The 24,551-nt window shown below is 69.1% G+C and carries 22 protein-coding genes; 13 read left to right on the top strand and 9 right to left on the bottom strand.

Translation table 11 applies throughout. The annotated features are described in order from the left end of the window. Complete coding sequence (locus ACHFGS_RS06280; protein WP_394279324.1) at positions 1 to 612, bottom strand: zinc-binding alcohol dehydrogenase; 612 nt, start codon at positions 610 to 612, stop codon at positions 1 to 3. Between the two features lie 273 nt (positions 613 to 885). Between ACHFGS_RS06280 and purM the strand changes: the two genes are divergently transcribed. The 4 genes from purM to ACHFGS_RS06260 all read left to right on the top strand — a co-directional run bounded on the left by purM (position 886) and on the right by ACHFGS_RS06260 (position 4,794). Further along, positions 886 to 1,992 (top strand): phosphoribosylformylglycinamidine cyclo-ligase, encoded by a 1,107-nt coding sequence (gene purM / locus ACHFGS_RS06275; protein ID WP_394279325.1) that lies wholly within the window; start codon positions 886 to 888, stop codon positions 1,990 to 1,992. Between the two features lie 38 nt (positions 1,993 to 2,030). Beyond that, positions 2,031 to 3,494, top strand: coding sequence for an amidophosphoribosyltransferase (gene purF, locus ACHFGS_RS06270; protein ID WP_394279326.1), 1,464 nt, complete (start codon positions 2,031 to 2,033; stop codon positions 3,492 to 3,494). Between the two features lie 71 nt (positions 3,495 to 3,565). Then, positions 3,566 to 4,312: an MFS transporter gene (locus ACHFGS_RS06265; RefSeq protein ID WP_394279327.1), complete on the top strand. Its 747-nt coding sequence runs from the start codon at positions 3,566 to 3,568 to the stop codon at positions 4,310 to 4,312. Continuing rightward, positions 4,198 to 4,794, top strand: coding sequence for an MFS transporter (locus ACHFGS_RS06260; protein ID WP_394279328.1), 597 nt, complete (start codon positions 4,198 to 4,200; stop codon positions 4,792 to 4,794). Before ACHFGS_RS06265 ends, ACHFGS_RS06260 begins: the two co-directional genes overlap by 115 nt. Positions 4,795 to 4,894: 100 nt before the next feature. Here ACHFGS_RS06260 and ACHFGS_RS06255 read toward each other — a convergent pair whose 3' ends face one another. Further along, positions 4,895 to 5,104: a DUF3073 family protein gene (locus tag ACHFGS_RS06255; protein WP_394279329.1), complete on the bottom strand. Its 210-nt coding sequence runs from the start codon at positions 5,102 to 5,104 to the stop codon at positions 4,895 to 4,897. Positions 5,105 to 5,266: 162 nt separating this feature from the next. On the opposite strand from ACHFGS_RS06255, the gene ACHFGS_RS06250 reads away from it, so the two are divergent. Then, positions 5,267 to 5,800 (top strand): universal stress protein, encoded by a 534-nt coding sequence (locus tag ACHFGS_RS06250; RefSeq protein ID WP_394279330.1) that lies wholly within the window; start codon positions 5,267 to 5,269, stop codon positions 5,798 to 5,800. Positions 5,801 to 5,809: 9 nt separating this feature from the next. Here the strand turns inward: ACHFGS_RS06250 and ACHFGS_RS06245 are convergent, their stop codons facing one another. From ACHFGS_RS06245 to ACHFGS_RS06235, 3 genes are all read right to left on the bottom strand, one after another. Next, the gene (locus tag ACHFGS_RS06245) at positions 5,810 to 6,436 is read right to left on the bottom strand and encodes a PadR family transcriptional regulator (RefSeq protein ID WP_394279331.1); all 627 of its coding nucleotides are present in this window, start codon (positions 6,434 to 6,436) and stop codon (positions 5,810 to 5,812) included. A 1-nt stretch (position 6,437) separates the two neighbouring features. After that, positions 6,438 to 7,361 (bottom strand): DUF4097 family beta strand repeat-containing protein, encoded by a 924-nt coding sequence (locus ACHFGS_RS06240; protein WP_394279332.1) that lies wholly within the window; start codon positions 7,359 to 7,361, stop codon positions 6,438 to 6,440. Positions 7,362 to 7,656: 295 nt separating this feature from the next. Next, complete coding sequence (locus ACHFGS_RS06235; RefSeq protein ID WP_394279333.1) at positions 7,657 to 7,815, bottom strand: hypothetical protein; 159 nt, start codon at positions 7,813 to 7,815, stop codon at positions 7,657 to 7,659. Between the two features lie 182 nt (positions 7,816 to 7,997). On the opposite strand from ACHFGS_RS06235, the gene ACHFGS_RS06230 reads away from it, so the two are divergent. The 5 genes from ACHFGS_RS06230 to ACHFGS_RS06210 all read left to right on the top strand — a co-directional run bounded on the left by ACHFGS_RS06230 (position 7,998) and on the right by ACHFGS_RS06210 (position 13,589). After that, the gene (locus ACHFGS_RS06230; protein ID WP_394279334.1) at positions 7,998 to 8,267 is read left to right on the top strand and encodes a Rho termination factor N-terminal domain-containing protein; all 270 of its coding nucleotides are present in this window, start codon (positions 7,998 to 8,000) and stop codon (positions 8,265 to 8,267) included. A 1-nt stretch (position 8,268) separates the two neighbouring features. Next, a complete protein-coding gene (locus ACHFGS_RS06225) occupies positions 8,269 to 9,231 on the top strand; it encodes a DNA topoisomerase IB (RefSeq protein WP_394279335.1) in 963 nt (320 codons plus the stop codon). A gap of 61 nt (positions 9,232 to 9,292) precedes the next feature. Next, positions 9,293 to 9,697, top strand: a complete 405-nt coding sequence (locus tag ACHFGS_RS06220) for a fluoride efflux transporter FluC (protein ID WP_394279336.1) — start codon at positions 9,293 to 9,295, stop codon at positions 9,695 to 9,697. Further along, entirely contained in the window at positions 9,694 to 10,074 is a 381-nt protein-coding gene (locus ACHFGS_RS06215) for a fluoride efflux transporter FluC (protein ID WP_394279337.1), read from the top strand. Before ACHFGS_RS06220 ends, ACHFGS_RS06215 begins: the two co-directional genes overlap by 4 nt. A gap of 113 nt (positions 10,075 to 10,187) precedes the next feature. Beyond that, entirely contained in the window at positions 10,188 to 13,589 is a 3,402-nt protein-coding gene (locus ACHFGS_RS06210) for an efflux RND transporter permease subunit (protein WP_394279338.1), read from the top strand. A gap of 57 nt (positions 13,590 to 13,646) precedes the next feature. Here ACHFGS_RS06210 and ACHFGS_RS06205 read toward each other — a convergent pair whose 3' ends face one another. Beyond that, positions 13,647 to 14,552, bottom strand: a complete 906-nt coding sequence (locus ACHFGS_RS06205; protein ID WP_394279339.1) for an aldose 1-epimerase family protein — start codon at positions 14,550 to 14,552, stop codon at positions 13,647 to 13,649. Positions 14,553 to 14,796: 244 nt separating this feature from the next. Between ACHFGS_RS06205 and ACHFGS_RS06200 the strand changes: the two genes are divergently transcribed. Next, positions 14,797 to 16,890: a DEAD/DEAH box helicase gene (locus tag ACHFGS_RS06200; RefSeq protein WP_394289285.1), complete on the top strand. Its 2,094-nt coding sequence runs from the start codon at positions 14,797 to 14,799 to the stop codon at positions 16,888 to 16,890. 88 nt (positions 16,891 to 16,978) lie between these two features. On the opposite strand, the gene ACHFGS_RS06195 is transcribed toward ACHFGS_RS06200, so the two are convergent. Further along, positions 16,979 to 18,985, bottom strand: a complete 2,007-nt coding sequence (locus tag ACHFGS_RS06195) for an intein-containing Rv2578c family radical SAM protein (RefSeq protein ID WP_394279341.1) — start codon at positions 18,983 to 18,985, stop codon at positions 16,979 to 16,981. A gap of 128 nt (positions 18,986 to 19,113) precedes the next feature. Between ACHFGS_RS06195 and ACHFGS_RS06190 the strand changes: the two genes are divergently transcribed. Continuing rightward, a complete protein-coding gene (locus ACHFGS_RS06190; RefSeq protein WP_394279342.1) occupies positions 19,114 to 20,040 on the top strand; it encodes a M15 family metallopeptidase in 927 nt (308 codons plus the stop codon). A 154-nt stretch (positions 20,041 to 20,194) separates the two neighbouring features. Further along, entirely contained in the window at positions 20,195 to 21,358 is a 1,164-nt protein-coding gene (locus tag ACHFGS_RS06185) for an acyl-CoA dehydrogenase family protein (RefSeq protein WP_394279343.1), read from the top strand. 65 nt (positions 21,359 to 21,423) lie between these two features. Here the strand turns inward: ACHFGS_RS06185 and ACHFGS_RS06180 are convergent, their stop codons facing one another. Both ACHFGS_RS06180 and ACHFGS_RS06175 read right to left on the bottom strand, forming a co-directional pair. Then, entirely contained in the window at positions 21,424 to 22,665 is a 1,242-nt protein-coding gene (locus ACHFGS_RS06180; protein WP_394279344.1) for a saccharopine dehydrogenase family protein, read from the bottom strand. Between the two features lie 19 nt (positions 22,666 to 22,684). Beyond that, positions 22,685 to 24,229, bottom strand: a complete 1,545-nt coding sequence (locus tag ACHFGS_RS06175) for an APC family permease (RefSeq protein ID WP_394289284.1) — start codon at positions 24,227 to 24,229, stop codon at positions 22,685 to 22,687. Between the last annotated feature and the right edge of the window lie 322 nt (positions 24,230 to 24,551).

Genomic DNA, 24,551 nt, shown 5'->3' with positions numbered 1-24,551 from the left:
TCAGGCGATCTCGGCGATGATCGGCTGAATCGCCGGATCGAACGAGGCGACATCTCCGCGGAGCCCGTCGGTGACGGCGATCGTGAGCGACCCGATCCACCAGACACCGCGTTGGGTGAGCGGGAGCACCTGCACATTCAGCTCGAATGAGTGTGCGCGGCGCCCGACTCGCCGCTCGTGCTCGGCGATTGCGCTCGCATAGGCCCGGTAGCTGCTGGCCGACCCGCCGCGGCTGTGCATCGCGTACCGCTCACTCTCGTGACGCGCGAAGGCGACCGCCTGCACGGCATGGGGGGTCATCGCCGCGCGCAGCTCGTCAAAACCCTCGACGGGCAGCACTGCGAGCGTCTCGAACCCGTCGACCAGGTCGAGCGGAACCGGGGAGGGGTGGGCCTGCGGTTCGACCGTCATCGCCCAGTAGGCGAGCCACTGGCGTTCGAGGAGGCGCTGATCGTCGTCGTCCGCCGCGGCGACAGCGGCGGGAGCATTCCGCAGGTGCGGGAGCTCCTCGGGCGAGCGGATCCCCAGCGCCTGGCGCACGAACAGGGCGACGAGCACCGCAGCCCCGGCATCCTCTCGCACGACCCATTCGGGCCGGTCAGCCCCGCTCATGGCGCCATCATAGGGTCCCGGCCGCCGGCCCGGCCGGATCCCGGCGCTCTCCGGCGGCGCTCGTCCCTGGCGGGCGCCGGCTTCTGTGCGGCCGTAACTCCTCACTTTCGCCGCCGATGGGCGTCGACCGGCCTTCCGAGTCCGGATCCGGCGAGTTCTTGAGGAGTTAGCGCACGCGGTGCGCGGCGACGGCGAGCCCGCGCGGCCGCGACCACGCCCCGGGGGAGCACTCACGGGCACCGGCGGAGCGGCGGCGACGGGTAGGCTGAGGGGGTGGCCTCGACTCCCACCGATCCTTATTCCGCAGCCGGCGTCGACACCGCGGCGGGAGACCTCGCCGTTGAGTTGATGAAATCGGCTGTCCGCCGCACCCACGGGCCCGAAGTCCTCGGTGGTGTCGGCGGCTTCGCCGGACTGTTCGACGCCTCGGCCCTGCTCGGGTATTCGAAGCCGCTTCTGGCCACCTCGACCGACGGCGTCGGCACGAAGGTCGCCATCGCGCAGGCCATCGACAAGCACGACACGATCGGCCAGGACCTCGTCGGCATGGTCGTCGATGACATCGTCGTGGTCGGCGCGAAGCCGTTGTTCATGACCGACTACATCGCCACCGGCAAGGTCTTCCCTGAGCGCATCGCCGACATCGTCCGCGGCATCGCCGACGGCTGCTCCGCGACCGGCACCGCGCTCGTCGGCGGCGAGACCGCCGAGCATCCGGGCCTGCTGGGCATCAACGACTACGACGTCGCGGGAGCCGCGACGGGTGTCGTCGAAGCGGATGCCGTGCTGGGCGCCGACCGGGTCCGTTCGGGCGACGTCGTGCTCGCCCTCGCCTCCAGCGGCCCCCACTCCAACGGCTACTCGCTCATCCGCCACATCATCGCGAACGCGGGCATCGGCTACGGCGACCACGCCGCCGACTTCGGCCGCACGTGGGGAGAGCAGCTCCTTGAGCCGACTCGCCTCTACACGTCGCCGCTGCTGCGCGCGATCGACGCGATGCCCGGCGCGATCCACTCCCTCAGCCACGTCACCGGCGGCGGGATCGCCGCCAACCTCGCGCGCGTCCTCCCGCAGAACACCTGGGTCGACGTCGACCGCTCCACCTGGTCGCCGTCGCCGGTCTTCCGCGTGCTCGCGGACCTTGGCGACCTGTCGCTGGAGCAGACCGAGGGCACCTGGAACCTCGGCATCGGCTTCCTCGCCGTCGTCGCGGCCGAGCAGGCGGAGGCCGCAGCATCCCTTCTCACGGCGGAGGGCATCGACACCTGGCAGGTCGGGACGGTGTCGGATGCCGCGCGGCCCGACGGCGACTACGAGCAGGGCGCCAAGGGTGTCGACGGTGGCGCGGTGCGCCTGGTCGGCACGTACGCCGGCTGATCCGAGAACTGAGCAACACGGGAATGGCGAAGTAACGAATGTGCGGAATCGTCGGCGTCGTCGGACAGGGACCCGCCAATCAAGAGGTCTATGACGCACTGCTGCTCCTGCAGCACCGCGGTCAGGACTCGACGGGCATCGCGACTGCGGAGGCGAACGGCGTCTTCCACATCGCGAAGAACCGGGGCATGGTGCGCGAGGCGTTCCGCACCCGCGACATGCGCTCGCTGCTGGGCACGATCGGTCTCGGGCACGTCCGCTACGCCACCAAGGGCACCGCGTCGAGCGAGGAGGAGGCGCAGCCGTTCTACGTGAACGCGCCGTACGGCATCGTCCTCGTCCACAACGGCAACCTCACCAACACGCGTGAGCTGACAGAGGAGCTGTTCCGCACCGACCGGCGGCACCTCAACACCAGCTCCGACACCGAGCTGCTGGTGAACGTCCTCGCGAACGAGCTGCAGACGGTGATCTCTGGCCTCGAGCTCGACCCCGAGCAGATCTTCGCCGCCGTCAGCCGCGTTCACGAGCGCGTCGAGGGCTCGTACGCGTCGATCGCGCTGATCGCCGGCTACGGTCTGCTCGCATTCCGCGACCCCTTCGGCATCCGTCCGCTGATCCTCGGCACCCGACGCGCCGAGAACGGCCGGTACGAGTGGACCGTGGCATCCGAGTCGCTCGTGCTCGAGAACGGCGGATTCGAGGTCGTGCGCGACGTCGACCCCGGCGAGGCGGTCTTCATCGACCTGGACGGCAACCTGTTCACGCAGCAGTGCGCCCCGAAGGCGCAGCTCGCGCCGTGCTCGTTCGAGTACGTGTACCTCGCCCGTCCCGACTCCGTCATGAACGGCATCTCGGTGTACGAGGCGCGACTGCGAATGGGCGAGCGCCTCGCCGACACCATCGCGAAGTACACCCCCGAGGGGTCGATCGACGTCGTCATGCCGATCCCGGACTCCTCGCGCCCCGCGGCGATGCAGGTGGCACGCAAGCTCGGCATCGAGTACCGCGAGGGCTTCTACAAGAACCGGTACATCGGCCGGACGTTCATCATGCCCGGGCAGGCGGTGCGCAAGAAGAGCGTGCGCCAGAAGCTCAACGCGATGTCGACCGAGTTCAAGGGCAAGAACGTCCTCCTGATCGACGACTCGATCGTGCGAGGAACCACGTCGAAGGAGATCATCCAGATGGCTCGGGATGCCGGGGCCAAGAGCGTCACGTTCGCCTCCGCCGCTCCGCCGATCCGCTTCCCCCACGTGTACGGCATCAACATGCCGTCGCGGCACGAGCTGGTCGCGTACAACCGGACGATCCCCGAGATCGCCGAGGAGCTCGGCTGCGACTACCTGGTCTACCAGGAGATCGACGACCTGAAGGCTGCGATCCTCGACGGTGCACCCGACGTGGAAGACCTCGACATGAGCTGCTTCGACGGCCGCTACGTCACGGGCACCGTCTCCGACGAGTACCTGGCCTGGGTCGAGGGCACGCAGGAGTCCTGACCTCCGCGGGCGCGATCGGCGACGACCGGCCTGGCGGCGGCGCCCCGTCGCGGCGGGTCTAGGCTGAGTCGGTGACGTCCGCTCCTGCCCGCCCGCTCTGGGAGGGCCGGACTCTCGCGATCGTCGGCATCCTGCTGATCGCCTTCTCGCTCCGCTCCGCGGTCGCCTCGCTCTCGCCGCTGTACGACCACATCGCGGAGGACTTCGCCGTTCCCGCCGCGGTCGCCGGTCTCATCGGCACCGTGCCGCCGCTCTGTTTTGCGGTCTTCGGACTCCTGGCATCCGGCTTCGAGCGACGCTTCGGGCTGGAGCGCACCACCGTCGCGGCCCTCGTCCTGATGACGGCGGGGCTGGTGGTCCGGGCGGTCGCCCCCGACGCAGTCGGCCTCCTGCTCGGCTCGGTGTTCGTCTTCGCGGGCGTCGGGGTCGGCAACGTCCTCGTCCCGGCGCTCGTGAAGAAGTACTTCCCCGATCGCATCGCCCTGCTCACCACGGTCTATTCGACGACGATGGCGGTGTCGACGACGTTGCCTCCGCTGCTGGCGGTGCCGGTGGCGGATGCCGCGGGCTGGCGCATCTCGTTGGGGCTGTGGGCGGTGTTCGCTCTGGCGGCGCTGATCCCTGGATGGGCCTGTCCGTGCGGGGCCGAGCGGCTGCGGCGGATGTGGACCTCGAGACGGTCGACACCCGTGCGCTGGGTCGGATGTGGCGCCTGCCGACGGCGTGGGCGCTCGCGATCACGTTCTTCGTGTCGAGTTCAATCGCGTACACGTGCTTCGCGTGGCTCCCCACGATCCTCATCGATGTGGCCGGGGTGAGCGCCCGGGATGCCGGTCTGCTGCTGTCGCTGTTCGCGTTGATCGGATTCCCGGCTTCGCTGCTCATGCCCGCGCTGGTCGCGCGACGCGGAATCGTGATGCCACTGTTCGTCATCGCCGCAGCGACCGGAGTCGTCGGCGCCGCGGGGCTGCTGTTCCTTCCCACGGTCGCGACGTGGCTGTGGGTGGCACTGCTCGGTTCCACTCCGCTGCTGTTCCCCATCGTCCTGACCCTCGTCGGGCTCCGCACTCGCCGGCACCAGACCACGGTTGCGCTGAGCGCCTTCACGCAGAGTGTGGGCTACGCCATCACGATGCTGATGCCGCTCGGCGTGGGGCTGCTGCACGATGCGACCGACTCATGGACGGCGCCGATCGTCATCCTCGGCGCGATCGCCCTCCTGGCACTCCCGACCGGCCTCGTCATCGCCCGACGTCGGAAGATCGAGGACGAATGGGAGCTCCGTCACGGCGCATGGTGACCGATGCCGAAGCGGCCGGTTCGAACGCCCGAAGCCGGGCACGCCGATGCGGGACATTTCTGCGTCCGTCATGCCTCACTTGATTCGCGGAGGCGAGCCCTCAGGCCTTGTGGAAGGTCGGTGACGGAGAATCCGACGCGTCGTCGTCCTCGTCGTCGTCCGCGTACTGGTCAGCCCACTTGTCCTCGTAAGGGTCCTCGTGGGGCGCGCCGAGCTCACGCTCGAGCGCGTTGATGTTCAGGCTGTACGTGTCGTACTTCAGCTCACGGGCGATCTTCGTGTGCTTCGCCTTCTGACGGCCACGCCCCATGCGTAACCCCCTCATTTCACGAGTTGCGGGTCGGATCTGACACCCGCTGCAGTCACAGTCCGGCGAGAGCCGGGAAGAGTAGCATTCAGGATATCACGGCGCCCTCCTGCCGCCTCCGAGGGGCGGTGCGGGCGGCCTCGCACGAAAGGTTCTGGACTCGACATGACCGATGCCGCGCCCTCTCCGATCAGCCGACGACCCGATCGACCCGTGATCGTGGGAGTCCTCCCCGGTCTGCCCGCGCGCGTCGTGCGCGAGGCCGCGACGTATGCGCGGCTGCACGGAGTCCCGCTGCTGGCGGCACACGTCGACATCACGCGCTTCGTGTCCTACGAGGACCCGGACGGTTACGTGCACACCGCGCCGATCAACCTCGACGCGCTGCCGAGTGAGCAGACGGCGGCGCAGATCCGGAGCGAGGTCGAGCGAGCGCTCGCCGGGAGCGAGGTGACGTGGTCGCTCGAGATGCTCGTCGGGGACCCGGCAATCGCGCTCCGCGACCTCGCGCAGAAGACCGACGCGAAGCTCATCGTCGTCGGCACCCGCAAGCGCGGGATCGGCGAGTCGATCCGCGAGTTCTTCACGGGATCGGTGGCCGCCCGCCTCGCGCACCGTCAGCCGCGACCGATCCTCGTCGTCCCGTTGGGTGAGCCCGTGAGGGACGACGAGGACCTGTGGCCTGACTCCGGGTCCTGATCCGGCGACTCAGCCGCGCGTGGCGCGTCGCACGGCAGCGGCCGCCTCGTCGAGGACGGCGGCGAGTTCGTCGATGACGGATGCCGCGAGCTCCCCGCCCTTGGCGACGTGGGTGCGGATGTCGGTCCGCACCTCGGTGCGGAAGTCGGCGATGAGCGCCTCGGCCCGGCGCACCTGTTCGCGGGACACCCCGCGGACGTCAGCGGCTGCCGGCCGCTCGCGCGCCCGATCCGTCTGCGCCTGAGCCGTATTCGCCTGGGCGGATGCCGCGGCGAGGTCGGCCTGGAGGCTCTTCATCGCTTCGCGGACTCCCGCCCGGACCCCGTCCGCGATGAGGCGCACGCTGTCGGCGAGACCGGCCTCGATGCCTTCGAGGTCGCCGACACGGGCCGCGACCTCTGCGCGACCGGCATCCGTGATCTCGTAGACCGTCTTGCGACCGTCGACGGTCTTGGTGACGAGCCCCTCTTCTTCGAGCTTCGACAGCCGCGGGTAGACGGTGCCGGCGCTCGGAGTGTAGGTGCCGCCGGTGCGGTCGGAGAGGGCCTGCATGAGGTCGTAGCCGTGGCGAGGACCCTCATCGAGCAGGTTCAGCAGGTAGAGGCGGAGGTCGCCGTGAGAGAAGACGGGGGTCATGTCACCACTCCTCGGAGGTCGCGGCGCCGCCCGGTTCGGCCGCGCCGGGTTCGGTCGAACCCCCCGATTCTGCCGTCGGGGCGGGCTCCGCGGCGGGGGCGGACTCTGCGGCGGCGGGAGTGCGACGGATCACCGTGACATCGCCCGAGACGGTGTTGGCGCGGACGTCCGCGAACGACCCGCTGAGCTCGCCCGACGAACCGCTGTAGCTGGAGCCGATGCCCGAGTCGGAGCGCTCGATGCCGTCGACGCGCAGCTTCCCGCTGACGGATCGGAGGGCGTACTTGGTCGCCACGTCCGCGTCGAGCCGGATGGTGACATCACCGCCGACGCTGTTGAAGCCGATGTTCTGGGCGGGCCCCTCCGAGTCGATCAGGGTGCCGCCGCTGACCGTGTCGATTGAGGCGGACCGGATCCGACCGCTCGCCGTGATGTCACCCGAGACCGCATTCGCTCCGAGGGTGCCGGTGAGGCCGCGCACCTGGACGTCGCCGGAGACGGTGTTCACGACGAGGTCGCCGGTGAGGCCGTCTACGATGAGCTCGCCCGAGACGGTGTTGAGCTTCGCGCCTGCTTCGAGTCCGGACACGAGAGCGCTGGCGCTGACGACGCCCAGGTTCAGTGCGACGGATCGGGGCACGGCGAGGCTGATCTCCGCCTGCGGACCGCCGGCGCCGAAGTTGCGGAACACGTCGAGGAAGTTGTCCCACCGCAGCTGCGCGTGGTCGATCTCCACCGCGCCGTCGGTGGCTTCGATGCGCAGTTCCTTCACGCCGACCGAGTGGACTTCGATGCGGACGCCGGGGTCGTCGTGGGCGACGACGTCGACCTGACCGCCGACGAGGCCGAGTTTGATGCGGCGGATGCCGTCGAGGTCGATGACCCGGGTCTCACCGGGCTGAACGAGCCACTTCTCGAGAGTCATGTCGTCTCCTGGAGGATGAGGGCGATAACGAGATATATCGCGTTGCAAGAACGATAACACGATATATCTCGAGTGGGGGAGTGCCTTCTTGACCTTTCCCCTGCGTCAACCGTGGGAAAGCCGGGGCGAGGTTCGTCCGAGATGCGGTGCGCCACCGCCTGGGCGAGGACTGACCGTCCGGAGACAAAGGGGAAGCCCCCTCTACCGGAAGGCCGGGAGGGGGCTTCTGCGCGCTTATGGGGGAAGCGCGGGCCGACATCGCGGGGGGACGCGTCGGACTAGTCAGTGACGAGTGTCACGTGTTCTTGCGAAGTACTCGCATCAAGAAGGCGATCAGGGCGATCACGCCAACGATGATCGCGACCCAGAGGAGGAACTCCAGTCCCGTTCCGAGGCCGCTGACGATCGCGAGAATGATGGCGACCACGATGATGATGATGAGTGCGAGATTCATTGGAGGCTCCTTTGTGTCTCCGCTTCCGCCGGTGAGCGGATGCCGGCACGGGTGTGTGCCGAGACATTGTTACCAGCGTTCTCCCAGGCGTCACGAGGGTCTTGACACGACTCTGAGACAGTGCCATAGCGTTACCCGACGCGGGTGCTCCATGCCCGCTCGCAGCGGGAGGCGGAAGCGACATGCCGGCAGGTCGAGGCTCGAACAGCCTGAAGGATCCAGAGCTCTACGAGGAGCTCCGCAAAGACGGTGCGTCGAAGGAGAAGGCCGCGCGCATCTCGAACGCCGCCGCCCGTGACGGGCGCGACGCCGTCGGCCGCCGAGGCGGCAGCTCCGGCGACTACGAGGAGTGGACCGTCGCCGACCTCCGCGCGCGGGCCAAGGAACTCGGCCTGTCGGGGTACTCCTCCGCCCGCAAGGCAGACCTCATCGACCTGCTGCGGTCGCACTGACGTGCCCCGTTTGAAACGGGTGCGCCCAGGCGTCGACCTCGGCTACCGCCGGCTCCGCGCCGGAACAGGCTTCCGCTATCTCGACGCCGACGGCCAGCCCCTGCCCACCCGTGAGGCGGACCGGGTGCGCGCGCTCGTGATCCCTCCGGCATGGCAGGACGTCTGGATCTGCGCCGAACCGAACGGCCACATCCTGGCGACCGGCGTGGATGACGCGGGGCGCGTGCAGTACATGTACCACCCGCAGTGGACCGCCGGCCGCGACCGCGGCAAGTACGCGCGAGCGCTCGCGCTCGCCGAAGCGCTTCCCCGTGCCCGCCGTCGGGTGACCGGCTCGCTCCGACGGGAAGACATCGATCAGGAACGAGTGCTCGCGGCCGCATTCCGTCTCCTCGACCAGGCCGCCCCCCGCGTGGGAGCCGAACGCTACCTCGTCAAGCACGGCAGCCGCGGGCTGACCACCCTGCAGCGCCGTGACGCCTCGGTCGACGGCAGCGTCGTCGCCCTGCGCTTCCCCGGCAAGAGCGGCCAACGGCAGGAGATGGAGATCGACGACGTCGACCTCGCCGCCGCCGTCCTGTCGCTCGCCGCCGGCCGGCCGAGCTCGCCGCTGCTGGCTTACCGGCGCGGCCGACGCCGGGTGCCGCTGTCGCCCAAGGACGTGAACACGTACGTCCGCGCCATGACCGGGGGAGCGTTCACCGCCAAGGACTTCCGCACTCTGCGCGGCACGATCCTCGCCGCCGACGCGCTCGCCCGCATCGGCCCAGTCGCGACGAAGACCGAGCTCAAGCGCGCCGAGGTCCTCGCGGTCAAGGCGACCTCCGAGGCGCTCGGCAACACCCCCGCCGTCGCGCGCAGCTCGTACATCGACCCGCGAGTGTTCGACCGGTACCGCCGCGGCATCCTCCTGGACACGACGATCTCGCCCGAGTCCGCGATCCGGCAGCTCATCCTCAACTGATCGGGAGTTCCACCCGGCGAGGCGCCACGGCGGCGTCGCCTCGGAGCAATAGCGTGTGGCCGTGGCATCCGCTCGGCCGGTGTGGTGGGTGGCGCTGCTGATCGTCGTGATCGGCGGAGCCGCCGGCGTCGCCGCGCGCGCCGTGCTCGTCCTGCCGTTACCGGCCGACGCGCACCCCCTCGCCGTCCCCGGGGTCACGCTCGGCATCAACGTGGTCGGGTCGTTCGCGCTCGGCCTGCTGAGCGGCGCGCTCGGCGAGCACCGCCCGGGCCTGCGTCTGCTGGTCGGCACCGGATTCCTCGGCGGGTTCACGACGTACAGCGCCTTCGCCGTGCACGCCCTGCAGGTCTTCACCGACGCCCCCATCGTCGGGCTCGCCCTCATCGTCGTCACCCTGTTCGCGGGCGTCGTCGCCGCCGGTGTCGGGCTCGCGCTGGGTCAGCGTCGGGCACGGGATGCCGCATGAGCGGCGTCGAACTGGCGATGCTCATCGCCGCGGGCGGGGTGGGCGCGGGCCTCCGATACCTTGTCGACCGTGCGCTCACGGCGAGACAGCGCGAGGGGGGCTTTCCGCTGGGAACGCTCGCGGTGAACCTCGCCGGGTCCTTCCTCCTCGGATTCCTGGTGGGACTCGGGGACGCGATCGCGTGGGCGCCGATGCAGATCCTCGGCATCGGGCTGTGCGGCGGGCTCACGACCTTCAGCACCGTGTCGGTCGACAGTGTGCGACTCGCCCGCGTCGGTCGCCGCGACCTCGCCTGGGGGAACCTTCTCGGCACGTTCGTCGTCTGCGCAGGAGCTGCGGGCATCGGACTGATGCTCGGCGGCATCCGCGTGGTCTGAAACGGGTCTCGGGGTCTCAGCCGACCGAGAGCAGACCCATGGGATACTCAGGCAGATCCCACGCTTGCTCTCGTTTCGCATGTGGCATCGCCGGACCGCGTCGAAGGGCCCCTGTGTCGAATCTTGCCGTTCTGAGCCTCAAGAACCGTGCGCTCATCGCCCTCATCACGATCGTCGCGGCGATCTTCGGTGGACTCGCGCTGACGAACCTCAAGCAGGAGCTCATCCCGTCGATCGAGCTGCCGCAGCTCTCGATCCTCACCACCTACCCGGGGGCCTCGCCCGACGTCGTCAACAACGACGTGTCCACCCCGATCGAGCAGGCGATCCAGTCGGTCCCCGACCTCGAGGGCACGAGCGCGACGAGCACGACGAACGCGTCGATCATCCAGGCATCCTTCGCCTACGGCACGAACCTCGCCACCGCGGAGCAGAAGATCACGCAGGCGATCGGCCGCATCGACAGCACGCTTCCCGAGGGCATCGACACGAGCGTCCTCGCGTTCTCGACCGACGACCTCCCCGTCATCGCCCTCGCCATCACGGGCTTCGACGACGCCGACGAGCTGCAGTCGCGGCTGGAGAACAGCGTCGTGCCCGACATCGAGGACCTCGACGGGGTGGCTGCCGCGCAGATCATCGGCGGCCAGACCGCGCGCGTGACGGTCGTCCCAGACCAGGCCGCCCTCGCCGCGGCCGGCTACACCCAGACCGCCATCACCGACGCGCTCGACCAAAACGGCGTCCTCTTCCCCGGTGGCACCGTCGACGAGGGCGATCAGACCTTCACCGTGCAGACCGGCACCAAGGTCGCCTCCGTCGAGGAGATCGCCGACCTGCCGCTCGTTCCCTCCAACGCCGATCAGTTCGCCGCCGGAGCCTTCACCGTCGGCGACGTCGCCGAGGTGACCCTCGGCGAGGATCCCGTCGAGTCGATCTCCCGGGTCGACGGCGAACCCGCCCTCACCGTCTCGATCACGAAGCTGCCCTCCGCCAACACGGTCGAGGTGTCGGATGCCGTGACCGAGGCGTTGCCCGAGCTGCGCGAGGCGCTCGGTGACGACGGCGTCGAGTTCACGATCGTCTTCGATCAGGCGCCGTTCATCGAGCAGTCCATCGAGGCGCTCGCGCAGGAGGGCCTGCTCGGCCTGGTCTTCGCGGTCATCGTCATCCTGGTCTTCCTGCTGTCGGTGCGCTCCACCATCGTCACCGCGATCTCGATCCCCACGAGCGTGCTCATCACCTTCGTCGGCATCCAGGCGTTCGGCTACTCGCTCAACATCCTCACGCTCGGCGCCCTCACGATCGCGATCGGTCGCGTCGTCGACGACTCCATCGTCGTCATCGAGAACATCAAGCGGCACTATGTGGGGGATGCCGACAAGAAGGCAGCCATCCTCCTCGCCGTCCGCGAGGTCGCCGCCGCCATCACGGCGTCGACCCTGACGACCGTCGCGGTGTTCCTGCCGATCGCCCTGGTCGGCGACCTGACCGGAGAGCTGTTCCGCCCGTTCGCCCTCACCGTCACGATCGCGATGGTCGCGTCGCTGTTCGTCGCGCTCACGATCGTGCCGGTGCTCGCGTACTGGTTCCTCCGCCCGGGCAAGCCGATCATCGACGAGCACGGCCGCCAGGTCGACCCCGAGGACCCCGCCGCACCGCCGTCCGCGATGCAGAAGGGCTACATCCCGATCCTCCGCTGGACGCTCAAGCACTCCGGCATCACGCTCGCACTCGCCGTTCTCGTGCTCGGCGGCACGCTCGCTGCCGTGCCCCTCATGAAGACGAACTTCCTGGGCGACTCGGGGCAGAACACCCTGACCGTCACCCAGAGCCTCGGTGACACGGCGAGCCTCGAGGCGCAGGACGAGGCCGCGGCGCGGGTCGAGGAGGTGCTCCTCGAGGTCGATGGCGTCGAGACCGTGCAGACCTCCATCGGCTCGACCGGCTCGGCCCTGACAGATGCGTTCTCCGGTGGCGGCGCGGGCATCACGTACTCCGTCACCACGGACGCCGACGTCGACCAGGAGAGCATCCGCACCGGCATCCAGGAGGCCGTCGCCGACCTCGACGGCATCGGCGAGGTCACCCTCGCCGCGCAGGGCGGCTTCGGCTCCAGCGACATCGAGATCGACGTCACCGCCCCCGACGCCGGCGTGTTGCAGGAGGCGACCGACGCGGTCGTCGCCGCACTCGAGGACGAGGACGGCATCGAGCAGGTGGACTCCAACCTCTCGGCATCCCTCCCCTTCGTGTCCGTCGCCGTCGATCGCGACAAGGCCGCCACGCTCGGGCTGTCGGAGGTCTCCGTCGGAGCACTGGTGGCTAACACCATGCAGCCGCGTCAGATCGGCACGGTCGAGATCGACGACACCTCGGTCACCGTCTACCTCCAGGCCGAGGAGATCCCGAACACCATCGAAGGCCTGCGGGACCTCGAGATCGCCACCGGCCGCGGGCTCATCCCGCTGTCGGAGGTCGCCACCGTCGAGGAGTCCGAAGGCCCGTCGTCCATCACCAGCGAGGGCGGTCAGCGCACCGCGTCGGTCGCCGCGACGCCTGCTTCTGACGACCTGACGGCAGCGACCGCGATCGTCACCGAGGCTCTCGCCGAGCTCGATCTGCCCGACGGCGCGGATGCGTCGATCGGCGGCGTCGTGACCCAGCAGCAGGAGGCGTTCGGTCAGCTCGGCCTCGCGATCCTCGCGGCGATCCTGATCGTGTACATCGTGATGGTCGCGACCTTCAAGTCGCTGCGCCAGCCGATCCTGCTGCTGATCTCGGTGCCCTTCGCGGCGACCGGCGCGATCCTGCTGCAGATCGTCTCGGGCGTGCCGCTCGGTGTCGCCTCGCTCATCGGTGTGCTGATGCTCGTCGGCATCGTCGTCACGAACGCCATCGTGCTCGTCGACCTCGTCAACCAGTACCGCGAGAAGGGTCTGTCGACGCCCGACGCCGTCATCGCCGGTGGCGCCCGACGTCTGCGGCCGATCCTCATGACGGCCCTCGCCACGATCTTCGCGCTCACCCCGATGGGGCTCGGGATCACCGGTCACGGCGGCTTCATCTCGCAGCCGCTCGCGATCGTCGTGATCGGCGGTCTGATCTCGTCGACGGTGCTGACCCTGCTGGTCCTGCCCGCCCTCTACAACCTCGTCGAGGGTGCGAAGGAGCGTCGCGCCGCCAAGCGCGGCGAGCCGGTGCCCGCCGTCGTGAACGCCGCCGGCGTCGCCGCCCCGACGCTGTCGCGACGTGAGCGCCGTGAGCGCGCCGCCGCGTCGGTCGCCGGCGCAGCCGGTGGATCGGTGACCGGTGCGGCCGCCGTCGACACCGCGCTCGTCATCGAGGAATCGCCTGATGTCGAGATCCCCGCGCCGGCCGCCGCGGGCGACGCCGACGCGGCGGATGAGCTCGCGGACGCGCAGCAGGAGTCGCCCGACATCGAGATCCCGGCCGACTCCGGTCCCGAGGGCGACGAGCACTCCGAGCCCGACAGCGGCGAACGCCACAGCTGATGTGAGACGACGAACGCGCCGCGGCTTCGGCCCGGCGCGTTCGTCGTTCCCGTGTGATCAGGCGCGGTAGGTGACGCCCCACTCCAGGGTCCAGTCCGCACCGGAGGCGAGCCGCCGGAGGCTCCGGCCGGAGTTGAACGCGTCGGCGGGCGCCGTCATCGGCTCGATCGCCACTGCCACCTCGTGGCCGGGGAAACGGTCGGTGACGAAGACCTGCAGGTAGTCGAAGCCGGTACCCGCCCACACCGTGAGGCGCCGGCCGTCGGGGGCGAGGAGGTGGGCCTGGGCGCGGTCGGCGTCATCGCGCGGGAGCCCGGCGTACGCGGCATCCCGTGCCTCATGACCGATGCGACGCGGGACGCTCAGATCGTGCGCGGCGTCGACGCGCTCCTCGGCGACGGGGATGTTCTTGTCGTCGAGACGGAACCAGGTCTGCGCGTCGAGCTGCACGGCGAGGTCAGCGGTGTCGACGTCGGAGATGCAGAAGTACGGATGGGTGCCGACGGCCACCGGGGCGTCGCCGGCGCCGACGTTCGTGATCGCGTGGGACACGTGGAGCCCTTCGGCCGTGATCCGGTAGGTGACCCGGTTCTCCAGGTGGTACGGGTAGCCGGTCTGCGGGAAGACGTCCGCGCGCAGCGTGAGCGCGTCGGCGGACTGCGACTCGGCACGGTAGGCGGCGTAGCGGAGCAGACCGTGGGAGGCGTTGCCGAACTTCGGCTCGGTGATCGCGAGCTGACGGATCTCGCCTCGGTCGTCCCAGCGGCCGTCGCGGATCCGGTTGGGCCAGGGGACGAGCACGACGCCGGATGCCGCGGGCGTGGCGGTGTCGTCGGGATAGCCGGGCACGAGGTCGACGCCTCCCACCCGCAGGGCGCGGAGTGCTGCACCGACCTCGGTGATCTCCGCGGTGATGTCGCCGGATCGGATCGAGAAACGGGTTCCGGTGGGGTCGCTGGCCATTCGCCCAGGGTATCCGGGCGCACCGGCCAGGCGTCCTCCCAGCCTCTTCCGGTAGCGTTGTCGGGTCGGCGGAGGACACCGTGCTGTGCACGGGCATTCTGTGTGAGTCCTCGGGGCCGATCTCGAAACCCGATCCGTGGTTTCGGAACCAGTAACTGGAATGGCCCCCGGTCGACGACAGCCCGGGTATGTCTGCGTGTGTGCGCAGCGCTGTTCTCGTGTGAGAACTCAGAAGGAATCTCCCATGCCCAAGAACAAGAAGCCGGCCGGCGGCCGCGCTCAGAACTTCGAGCCGCGCTACGGCAAGAAGACCTCCTACCAGGACGCCAAGCGTCGTCCGGGCCAGTCGTCGGCGGGAACCGCCGGCAGCAAGAGCCCCAGCCACCGTGGTTACCGCGCCCCCGAAGAGGGCGGCGCCGCTGCGAAGGGCCGCTGGAGCGCGCAGGAGCGCGTCGGCCGTGACGAGGCACGCGGCATCCGTTCGCAGGCTCGTGGCGACCGCCGCTTCGAGGACCGTCCCCGCCGCGACGACGACCGCCCGGCACGCTCGTTCGACGACCGCCCGCGTCGCTCGTTCGACGGCGACCGCCCCCGTTTCGACCGCGAGCGTCCCCGCGTCGACCGGGCCGACCGCCCGCGTCGTGATGACCGCGGGTTCGGTGCGAGCGGTAACTCCTCAGATTCGGACCGTCGCGGCTTCCGTGGCGCTGATTCGCGCGGATCGCGTGAGGATGTGCGGAGTTACGACCGCCCGCGTCGGGATGACCGCCCGGCTCGCTCGTTCGACGACCGGCCGCGTCGGGATGACCGTCCGGCTCGCCCGTACGGTGACCGTCCGGCCCGTGATGACCGGGGTGGGTTCGATCGTCCGCGTCGTGATGACCGTGGGTTCGGTGCGAGCCGTAACTCCTCAGATTCGGACCGTCGCGGCTTCCGTGGCGCTGATTCGCGCGGATCGCGTGAGGATGTGCGGAGTTACGACCGCCCGGCGCGCAACGACCGCCCGGCGCGCACCGACCGCCCGGCACGTCACGAGGAGCGGCCGAACCGCTCCAACTGGGCCGCGGAAACGGCGGCCAAGGCGGCGCACGAGCGTGTCGACGTCGTGCACGAGCGTCTTCAGGCTGAGGCCGTGGATGCCGCGACCGTGGAGCACTCCTCGTTCGCCGACCTGGGCCTCGGCCAGAACCTCGTGAAGACCCTCGCCGACATGGGCGCCGAGACCCCCTTCCCGATCCAGGCCGCCACCGTCGGTCCGATCCTCGAGGGCCGCGACGTCCTCGCCCGCGGCCGCACCGGCTCGGGCAAGACCATCGCCTTCGGCGCGCCGCTGGTCGAGTCGATCCTCCGCAGCCAGGCGGGTCAGCGTCGCGAGTTCGGACGCTCCCCGAAGGCGCTGATCCTCGCGCCGACCCGCGAGCTCGCCCTGCAGATCGACCGCACTGTGCAGAGCCTCGCGCGCAGCGTCGGTCTGTTCACGACGCAGATCTACGGCGGCGTGCCCCAGGCGCGCCAGGTCGGCGCGCTGAAGAAGGGTGTCGACATCATCATCGGCACCCCGGGCCGCATCGAAGACCTGCAGGCGCAGGGCAAGCTCGACCTGTCCGAGATCCGGATGGTCGTCCTCGACGAGGCCGACCACATGAGCGAGCTCGGATTCCTCGAGCCGATGCAGCGCATCCTCCGCCTCGTGCAGGACGGCGCCCAGAAGCTCCTGTTCTCCGCCACCCTCGACCGCGAGGTCGCGGCGCTCGTCGACGAGTTCCTCGTGGACCCGGCCGTCTACGAGGTCGCCGGCGAGACGCAGGAGACCAGCACGATCAACCACCGCGTTCTCGTCATCGACCACCGCGACAAGGCCGATATGCTCGCCTCGCTCGTCGACCGGCCCGGCAAGACGCTCGTGTTCACCCGCACCCGCGCGTACTCCGAGATGCTCGTCGAGCAGTTCGAGGATGTGGGCATCGCCGCGGTCGCCCTCCACGGCGACCTCAACCAGGCCAAGCGCACCCGCAACCTGCAGCGCCTCACCGACGGCAAGGTCAACGTGCTCGTCGCGACTGATGTGGCGGCCCGCGGCATCCATGTCGACGACATCGACCTGGTCGTGCAGGCCGACGCTCCCGACGAGTACAAGACGTACACGCACCGCGCCGGCCGCACCGGCCGCGCCGGCCGTTCGGGAACCGTCGTCACGCTGATCACCCGTCAGCGTCGTCGCCGGATGACCGAGATGCTCGAGCGCGCCGAGATCGACGCCCCCTTCGACGAGGCGCGTCTCGGTGACGACGTGCTCGAGGAGATCAGCGGGCGTCAGGCCTCCAACGTCGACGCCTGACGCACTGACTCGTCAGAACGGCCCCGGACCACGCTGTCCGGGGCCGTTCCGCGTCTTCGCTCCGCCGTCGTCCCGGGCTGACCTCCCGTCAGAACAGCATCGCGGCCGCCTGCTCGCGCGTCGCGGTCTTCATGGTGACGCCGCGGTTCGCTGTCGCCGCGGGGGAGCGGCCCGTCGCGCGGACCGGCCCGGGTCCGGATGCCCCTCGAGGCGGAGCGGCCTCCTCCTCGAGCCGCCCGTGCAGTCCATGGCGGCGCAGCAGCGGGCGCACCCGTTCAGCGAGCCAGGCGCGGTATCCCTTCGGCGCCGACACGGCCACCCCGGGATACAGTCCGCGGTACGCCGGCACCAGATCGGGGCGCTCGCGCTCGAGCCACTCCCAGAACCATTCCTTCGCGCCGGGGCGCAGGTGCAGCGCCCCGAACACGACGCGTTTCGCTCCGGATGCCGCGATGCGACCGATCGCGTCATCGAGCGCGGCGATCGAGTCGGTGAGGTGCGGGACGATCGGCATGAGGAAGACCGTCACCGTGAACCCCGCGTCGGCGGCGGCGCGCACCGTGTCGAGGCGGGCTTGGAACGTGGGGGCGCCCGGCTCGAGCAGATGTCGCATCTGTTCGTCGGGGACAGCGAGGGACATCGCGATGTGCACGGGCACACGCGTCGCGGCATCCGCCAGCAGGGGCAGATCCCGACGGAGCAGCGTGCCTTTCGTCAGGACGGAGAACGGCGTCGCGGAGGATGCGAACGCGTCGATGATCTCGGGCATGAGCCGGTAGCGTCCCTCCGCGCGCTGGTACGGGTCGGTGTTCGTCCCGAGGGCGACGGGCTCGCGAGCCCACGTCGGCTTCGCGAGCTCTCGCCGCAGCACCTCGGCGACGTTCACCTTGACGACGATCTGCGAGTCGAAGTCCCGCCCGGCATCGAGGTCGAGGTACGTGTGCGTGTTGCGAGCGAAGCAGTTGTGGCTGATCACGCCGTTGGCGATGAAGTCCTGCGTTCCTGTCGAGATGTCGATCATGTCGATGTCGTAGCCGAGGTCGGTGATCGAGAGAACGCGGAGATCACCGACCGTCTTCACGGCATCACCGGCCACGGCCAGCTTTCTCGTGATCGCCGGCTTCGTGATGGTGAAGAAGCGTCGGCGCGACGGCATGCCGCCGGTCACGCGGATGCCAGCGACTCCGTTGGGGCGCGCGGGCTCCCGCACATACGGGATCCCGAACAGTGCGAGGGCGTCAGCGATGTCCCTCAGGACGTCGGGGGCTTTGTTGCTGATGCGAAGGATGCCGCGTGAGCACGAGCCTTCTGCGTCGAAGATCCCGGACAGGAAACCGGCTCGCCACGCCGGTACCGGGGTGGCCGGCAACGCGCGCGATCGATCGAGGGCCTCATCGTCGGCAAGCGCCAGGCGGAAGCGGTGGATCTCACGCACGCGGCGCGAATCGGCGTAGCTCCCGTGGAAGATCATCCCGTCACCACGAATCATCCCGTTGAGGTAGCCGGCCGCGAAGTCCGGATCATCCGCAGAGGTCTGCGCCGCGACACCGCCGAGTCCGAACCCCTGCAGCCGGACGCCTGGGGTGAGGTGCGGACGTCGGGAGGAGCCGGACGTCGTGCCGGTGACGTGCTTCCACCCTCGATTCGTGAGGAAACGGTGATCGCCGCTCGCGGTGATCTCGGTGCCGTCGGAGAGCGTGATGCGGTGGGCGCGCTTCCGCGTGTGCCACTTCGCGAGCACCCGCGTCGGCGTGTATCGGCGATAGGCGCCCTCGAGGACGGTGCCGATGATCTCGTCGCCGACGGTGAGGTCCGCAAGCCGTCGGTGACGTCCGTCGGCCATCATGATCGCGGTGTCCGGATCGAGGCAGTACACGCAGGCATGGGAGCAGCCCCGGTAGGGGTTCACGGTCCAGGAGAACGGCATAGCCGAGGTCTGGGGAACATGGTTGAGGGCGGACTTCGCGAGCACTTCGTGGAAGGTCATCCCGGCGAAATCAGGCGTGGTCACGGTGCGTACCAGTCCGCCCGTCGATTCCATGCCGGGCAGGGCCGCCTCGTCCACCGAGGAGATCGCCTGTCCCGCCCACCGCATGGAGAACAGTCGAACAGAACATCGAGAGTATGTCAATCGATGCTGTACGACATTCGAACACTGTGGGTCCGAGGCTTCGCGGTGTCGGCTGAAACAATGAGGGCATGTCGGGGGAAATGCGGCCGAGGGTGAGTGCGCATCGACGAAAGATTCTGCGCGCGCGTCGCCGTCGTCGGGCGCTCGTCTTCCTCGTCTTGTCGATCACCCTCGTCTTCGCGACGACGCAGCTCGTGTCGACGCTGGTCTCCGGCGATGAGCCCGCAGCGGCTGACCCGCCCCCTTCCGTGCCGACCGACAGTCCGGCGGCCGAGCCGCCGGCTGCCGAGACCGCCGCTCCGTGCGAGAGCGATGCGGTCCTGACTGCGCTCTCAGCGGGCACGGACGACGAGGTCGTCGACGCCTTCGGGGGCGGCGAGGCCTTCCGTGCGGCGGTCGCATCCGGCGCGGCGCCATGCATCGACCTGCACGAGGCCGACCGCCTCTGGGTCGTGGCGAACAAGCGCAACGCCCTCGACCCGCTCGAGTACTGGCCGACGCCGCAGGGCCGGCCGCAGGAAACGCGCGTCATCGCGGGCGGCTGGTTGCTGCAGCGGACGGCGGCCGCCCTCGACGAGCTCTCCACCGAGATGAAGGATGCCGGGGCGGGCACCATCGCGGTCGACAGCGGCTTCCGCCCCTACGACTTCCAGGTCGATACCTACGCCCGCCACGTCGCGAACCGCGGGCAGGCCGAGGCCGACCTGCGCAGCGCTCGGCCGGGACACAGCGAGCACCAGACCGGTCTCGCGGTCGACGTGGTCGCGTGTGGATCCTCGGGATGCGGCGACCACGACGGGTTCGGCGGAACCCCCCAGAGCGACTGGATCGTCGAGAACGCCTGGCGATACGGGTTCATCGTCCGGTACGAGGAAGGGCACACCTCGACGACCGGATACGCCGCCGAGCCGTGGCACCTGAGGTACGTCGGACCGGCCCTCGCCGAGGCGTACGCCGACGGCGGATTCCACACGCTGGAGGAGTTCTTCGGGCTTGACCCCGCCCCGGACTACGACTGATTTCAGTGGTCGGCACAGCCGCGGCATCCAGTTCCTTTGAAGGTGGTATCGAATCCCACAAACGGATGCCTCCGAACCCGTGGGATGCGTACAGTGGAACCGGCGACGACGCCCCGATCCGGGCATCGTCGCGCGAGACGAAAGGGGTCAGCGCATGGAGCGCGACATCTACGACGAGGACCACGAGGCGTTCCGCGACGTCGTCAAGGAATTCCTGAAGCGCTACGCCACGAACGAGAAGCGTGAGCAGTGGGAGCGCGACGGTGAGATCGACCGTGAGACGATGCTCGCCGCGGGCGAATCCGGCATCATCGGCCTGTCGGTCCCCGAGGAGTTCGGCGGCGCCGGCATGCTCCAGGACTACCGCTTCCGGGCGATCGTGAACGAAGAGGTCATCGGCGCCGGGCAGGGCTCGCTCGCCGGTGCCTTCGGCATCCAGGACGACCTCGCCGTGCCGTACCTCGTGCACATGGGCACGCAGGCGCAGAAGGAGAAGTGGCTCCCGCGCATGGCGACCGGTGAGATCCTCGGCGCCCTCGCGATGACCGAGCCCGGCACCGGCTCCGACCTCCGCGGAATCAAGACGACCGCCAAGAAGGTCGACGGCGGCTACATCGTGAACGGCGCGAAGACGTTCATCTCTTCGGGGAAGACCGCCGATATCGTCGTGACGTTCGTCAAGACCGGTGAAGGCAACCGTCCCGACGCGTTCAGCCTGCTGATCCTCGAGAACGGCATGGAGGGCTTCGACCACGGCAAGAAGCTCGAGAAGATGGGCTTCCACGGCTGGGACACCGCCGAGCTGTCCTTCACCGACGTCTTCGTCCCGGAGGAGAACCTCATCAGCGGCCGTGAAGGCGGCGGCTTCATCCAGCTGATGATGAACCTGCCCCTCGAGCGCCTCTCGATCGGCGTCTCGGCGGCGGCCGCCGGTGAGGCAGCGCTGAAGTGGACGCTGGAGTACACGAAGAGCCGTGAGGCGTTCGGTCAGCCGATCGCCGACTTCCAGAACACCCGCTTCCGTCTCGCCGACATGGCCACGACGGTGGACGTCATGTGGACCTACGTCGACCGCGCCATGATGCTCTACAAGGACAAGAAGCTGACGGCCGAGGAGGCCGCGGCCGTGAAGATGTGGACGACCGAGCGCGAGTGGGAGCTCCTCGACATGGGCGTGCAGCTGCACGGTGGCTACGGCTACATCACCGAGTACCCGATCACCCGCGCGTTCCTCGACGCCCGCGTGCACCGCATCTACGGCGGCACCAACGAGATCATGCGCGACATCGTCTCGCGCCAGCTCGTCGGCAAGCGCTGACCGACAGACGCGTAGACCGGATGCCGGGGGCCTGAGGCTCCCGGCATCCGTCGTTCCCGCGTCTGTCAGGCCGCGGGCTCGGGCAGGGGCTGCTCGCGCATGCCCCACGGGGAGCCGTAGCCCTCGGGCTGCGGTGCGGCGAGCAGGTCGAGGAAGGGCTTCGCGTCGAACGCCTCGGGGCCGAGGACTCCGGAGCCGGACCACGTGCCCGTCGCGAGGAGCTCGAGCGCGATGACGGGGTTGATCGCGGTCTGCCAGACGACGGCCTGCGAGTTGTCCTCGCGCATCGTCTGCTCGTTGTCGGCCACGTGGTACAGGTAGGTCGAGCGTGGCTGCCCGTCCTTGCCGGTGCCCGTCACCCACACGCCTGCGCACGTCTTGCCGCTCATCCTGTCGCCGAGCGTCGCCGGGTCCGGCAGTGCCGCCGCCACGACGTCGCGGGGCGCCACCTCGACGCCCTTCACGGAGAGCTTCTCGGTCGAGTCGAGCCCGAGCTTGTGCAGGACCTTCAGCACCTCGATGAACTCGTCGCCGAGGCCGTACTTGAAGGTGACGCGCTTGGCTTTCGTCCACCGCGGCATGAGGAGCACCTCCTCGTGCTCGACGTTGACGCACTCGACCGGGCCGATCCCCTCGGGGAAGTCGAACACTTCCGGCTCACTGAACGGCTCGGTGACGAACCAGCCCTTGCCCTCCTCGTAGATGACGGGCGGGTTCAGGCACTCCTCGATCGTCGTCCAGATCGAGAACGAGGGGGCGAAGTCGTAGCCCTCGACGATGAGATTCGCCCCGTCGCGCACCCCGAGCTCGTCGATCTCGTCGAAGAGATGGTCCTCCGCGTAGCGGGCGAAGACGTCCGACAGACCGGGCTCGACGCCGATGCCGACGAGCGCGAGCCGACCGGCATCCGTCCACTCGCCCTCCTTGGCGAACTGCTCGTCGCCGAGTTTCACGCCCACCTTCTCGTAGGGCTGCTCGGGATGCCGCTGCGACAGGCTCATCGCCATGTCGAGGTAGGTCGCGCCCGCCGCGAAGGCGCCGTCGAAGATCGGCATGACGAAGCGAGGATCGACCGCGTTAAGCACGTGCGTCGCGCCGTGCTCGGTGATGAGGGATGCCACGGAGCCGGCGTCGGAGGCATCGACCTGCGCCGCGACGAAACGATCGTCGCCGAGCTCGTCGACCAGCGCCTGCGGCCGTGCCGGGTCGTAGTCGGCGATGATGACGGACTCGTAGAAGCTCCGGCGGCGGAGGATGCGCGCGGCGGCGCTGCCGACGCCACCGGCTCCGATGATCAGGATGCGCACGAGGGGTCCTTTCGGGCGGTCAGATGCCGCCGTCGATCGAGCGGGTGGCCGACGAGGTGTCGTCGGGGACCATGACGGGGGTGTCCGCGTTCAGGCTCTCACCTCGGAAGAACCGCTTCGCCCGCGGGAAGGTGAACCAGATCACCATGAGCACCACGCCGATGGCCAGTGCGCCCACACCGACGACGAAGGTCGACCCCACCCCGAGGAGCGTCCCGGAGTAACCGTAATCGGGGTCGAGCATGTCGATCGCGGACTGCACGAAGGCATACGTGAGCATCAGCGCGCCCACGAGGGGCAGCACCCCGCGGAACACCAGATTGCGCGCGGAGGTGAACAGGTCCTTGCGGAAGAACCACACGCACGCGTAACCGGTGATGGCGTAGTAGAACGCGATCGCGAGGCCCAGGGAGAGGATCGTGTCCTGCAGGATGGCGTCGCTGAGCGAGGTCATCACGACGTAGTACACCGTCGCCACCACGCCCATGACGAGGGTGGAGAACGAGGGGGTCTTGTAGCGGGGGTGCACCTCTTTGAACTTCGCCGGGAGCGCCCGGTAGACACCCATCGCCAGGGTGCCGCGGGCGGTGGGGAGGATCGTCGTCTGCGTCGAGGAGACCGCCGAGATCAGCACGGCGACCACGAGCAGCCAGCCCCACGGGCCGAGCAGTCCGTCTTTGATGGCGAGGAAGAAGTCGTCGGCGTTGGCCTCGTTGCCCAGGCCCGATCCGCTCTCGCCGATGCCGGCGTACATCATCGCGGCGATTGTGACGGTGACGTAGGTGACGAGCAGGAGCACGCAGGTCAGCAGCGCCGCCAAGCCCGGGATGCGCTTGGGGTCCTTCGTCTCCTCGTTGAGGGCGAGGCACGTGTCCCAGCCCCAGTAGATGAACAGTGCCAGCAGGATCGCCTCGATGAAGCCGCTCCACTCGCCGAACGCGAACGGGTTGAGCCATTCCCAGCTGAAAGCGGTGGGGTTCGGAGCGCTTCCCGCGAAGAACTGGGTGAGCGCCGCGACGACGAAGACGATGAGTGCAAGGTACTGGATGGCGAGGAGGATGTTCTGGATGCGCTCGCCGATCTCGACGCCGCGCCACGAGACCCAGGTCATCGCCGCGATGAACGCGACCGCGACGAGCACGATGCGCCAGTCATTCGGCTCGTCGAACTCCTGTCCGAGGAGCGCCCAGAAGTAGACCGAGCCGATCTGGGCGAGGTTTGCGAGGACGACCATGCCCGCGACGGCGACGCCCCAGCCGCCCATCCACCCCACCCACGGACCGAACGCCTTCGTGCCCCACGTGAAGGTCGTGCCGCAGTCGGGGACGGCGGTGTTCAGCTCGCGATAGGCGAAGGCGATCAGCAGCATCGGGATGAACGCGACGATGAAGGCGATCGGCGCCTGCCCGCCGACAGCGAGCACGACGTAGCCGAGGGTCGCGACGAGGGAGTACACCGGCGCGGTCGAGGCGAGCCCGATGACGGTCGAGCCCCACAGGCCCAGGGTTCCGCTGGCGAGCCCCTTCCCGTCCGGCCGTTCCAGATGGATGGGTGTCGTGCTCACGCGGCCTCCTCGGGAAGGTGGCCCCACCCTAGCAGCGGCATCCCGCCCGACGGGAGGGGTGCGCGCTGGTTCAGGTGGCAGGTGTGGTCGCTTCGCGGGGTGGATTGCGGCGTGTCCTGCCACCTGGAGGGGGAGGGATGCCGCGCCGCGGGTTCAGGTGGCAGGTGTGGTCGCTTCGTGGGGGGCGGTTTCAGGTTGTCAGCGCAACACCGTTGATCAGTTCGTTGATCATGTCAGCTGGTTTCCGGTAGCCGAGGGTGCGACGCGGTCTGATGTTCAGGAGTCGCTGGGTTTCGGTGAGTTCGTCGTCGGTGATCTCGTT

Origin of the sequence: Microbacterium sp., assembly GCF_043427715.1 — a bacterium.
GTDB lineage: Bacteria > Actinomycetota > Actinomycetes > Actinomycetales > Microbacteriaceae > Microbacterium.
The sequence above is the reverse complement of the archived record's forward strand: the minus strand, read 5'-3'. Positions and strand labels throughout refer to the sequence as shown.

Bases quoted from the DNA above. Each gene is read 5' to 3' on its own strand.
- ACHFGS_RS06215 (WP_394279337.1), top strand. From the start codon at position 9,694: ATGAGCGGCGTCGAACTGGCGATGCTCATCGCCGCGGGCGGGGTGGGC.
- ACHFGS_RS06240 (WP_394279332.1), bottom strand. From the start codon at position 7,361: ATGACTCTCGAGAAGTGGCTCGTTCAGCCCGGTGAGACCCGGGTCATC.
- purF (WP_394279326.1), top strand. From the start codon at position 2,031: ATGTGCGGAATCGTCGGCGTCGTCGGACAGGGACCCGCCAATCAAGAG.
- ACHFGS_RS06185 (WP_394279343.1), top strand. From the start codon at position 20,195: ATGGAGCGCGACATCTACGACGAGGACCACGAGGCGTTCCGCGACGTC.
- ACHFGS_RS06200 (WP_394289285.1), top strand. From the start codon at position 14,797: ATGCCCAAGAACAAGAAGCCGGCCGGCGGCCGCGCTCAGAACTTCGAG.
- ACHFGS_RS06255 (WP_394279329.1), bottom strand. From the start codon at position 5,104: ATGGGGCGTGGCCGTCAGAAGGCGAAGCACACGAAGATCGCCCGTGAG.
- ACHFGS_RS06245 (WP_394279331.1), bottom strand. From the start codon at position 6,436: ATGACCCCCGTCTTCTCTCACGGCGACCTCCGCCTCTACCTGCTGAAC.
- ACHFGS_RS06260 (WP_394279328.1), top strand. From the start codon at position 4,198: ATGTGGCGCCTGCCGACGGCGTGGGCGCTCGCGATCACGTTCTTCGTG.
- ACHFGS_RS06235 (WP_394279333.1), bottom strand. From the start codon at position 7,815: ATGAATCTCGCACTCATCATCATCATCGTGGTCGCCATCATTCTCGCG.
- ACHFGS_RS06205 (WP_394279339.1), bottom strand. From the start codon at position 14,552: ATGGCCAGCGACCCCACCGGAACCCGTTTCTCGATCCGATCCGGCGAC.
- ACHFGS_RS06230 (WP_394279334.1), top strand. From the start codon at position 7,998: ATGCCGGCAGGTCGAGGCTCGAACAGCCTGAAGGATCCAGAGCTCTAC.
- ACHFGS_RS06250 (WP_394279330.1), top strand. From the start codon at position 5,267: ATGACCGATGCCGCGCCCTCTCCGATCAGCCGACGACCCGATCGACCC.
- ACHFGS_RS06280 (WP_394279324.1), bottom strand. From the start codon at position 612: ATGAGCGGGGCTGACCGGCCCGAATGGGTCGTGCGAGAGGATGCCGGG.
- ACHFGS_RS06195 (WP_394279341.1), bottom strand. From the start codon at position 18,985: ATGCGGTGGGCGGGACAGGCGATCTCCTCGGTGGACGAGGCGGCCCTG.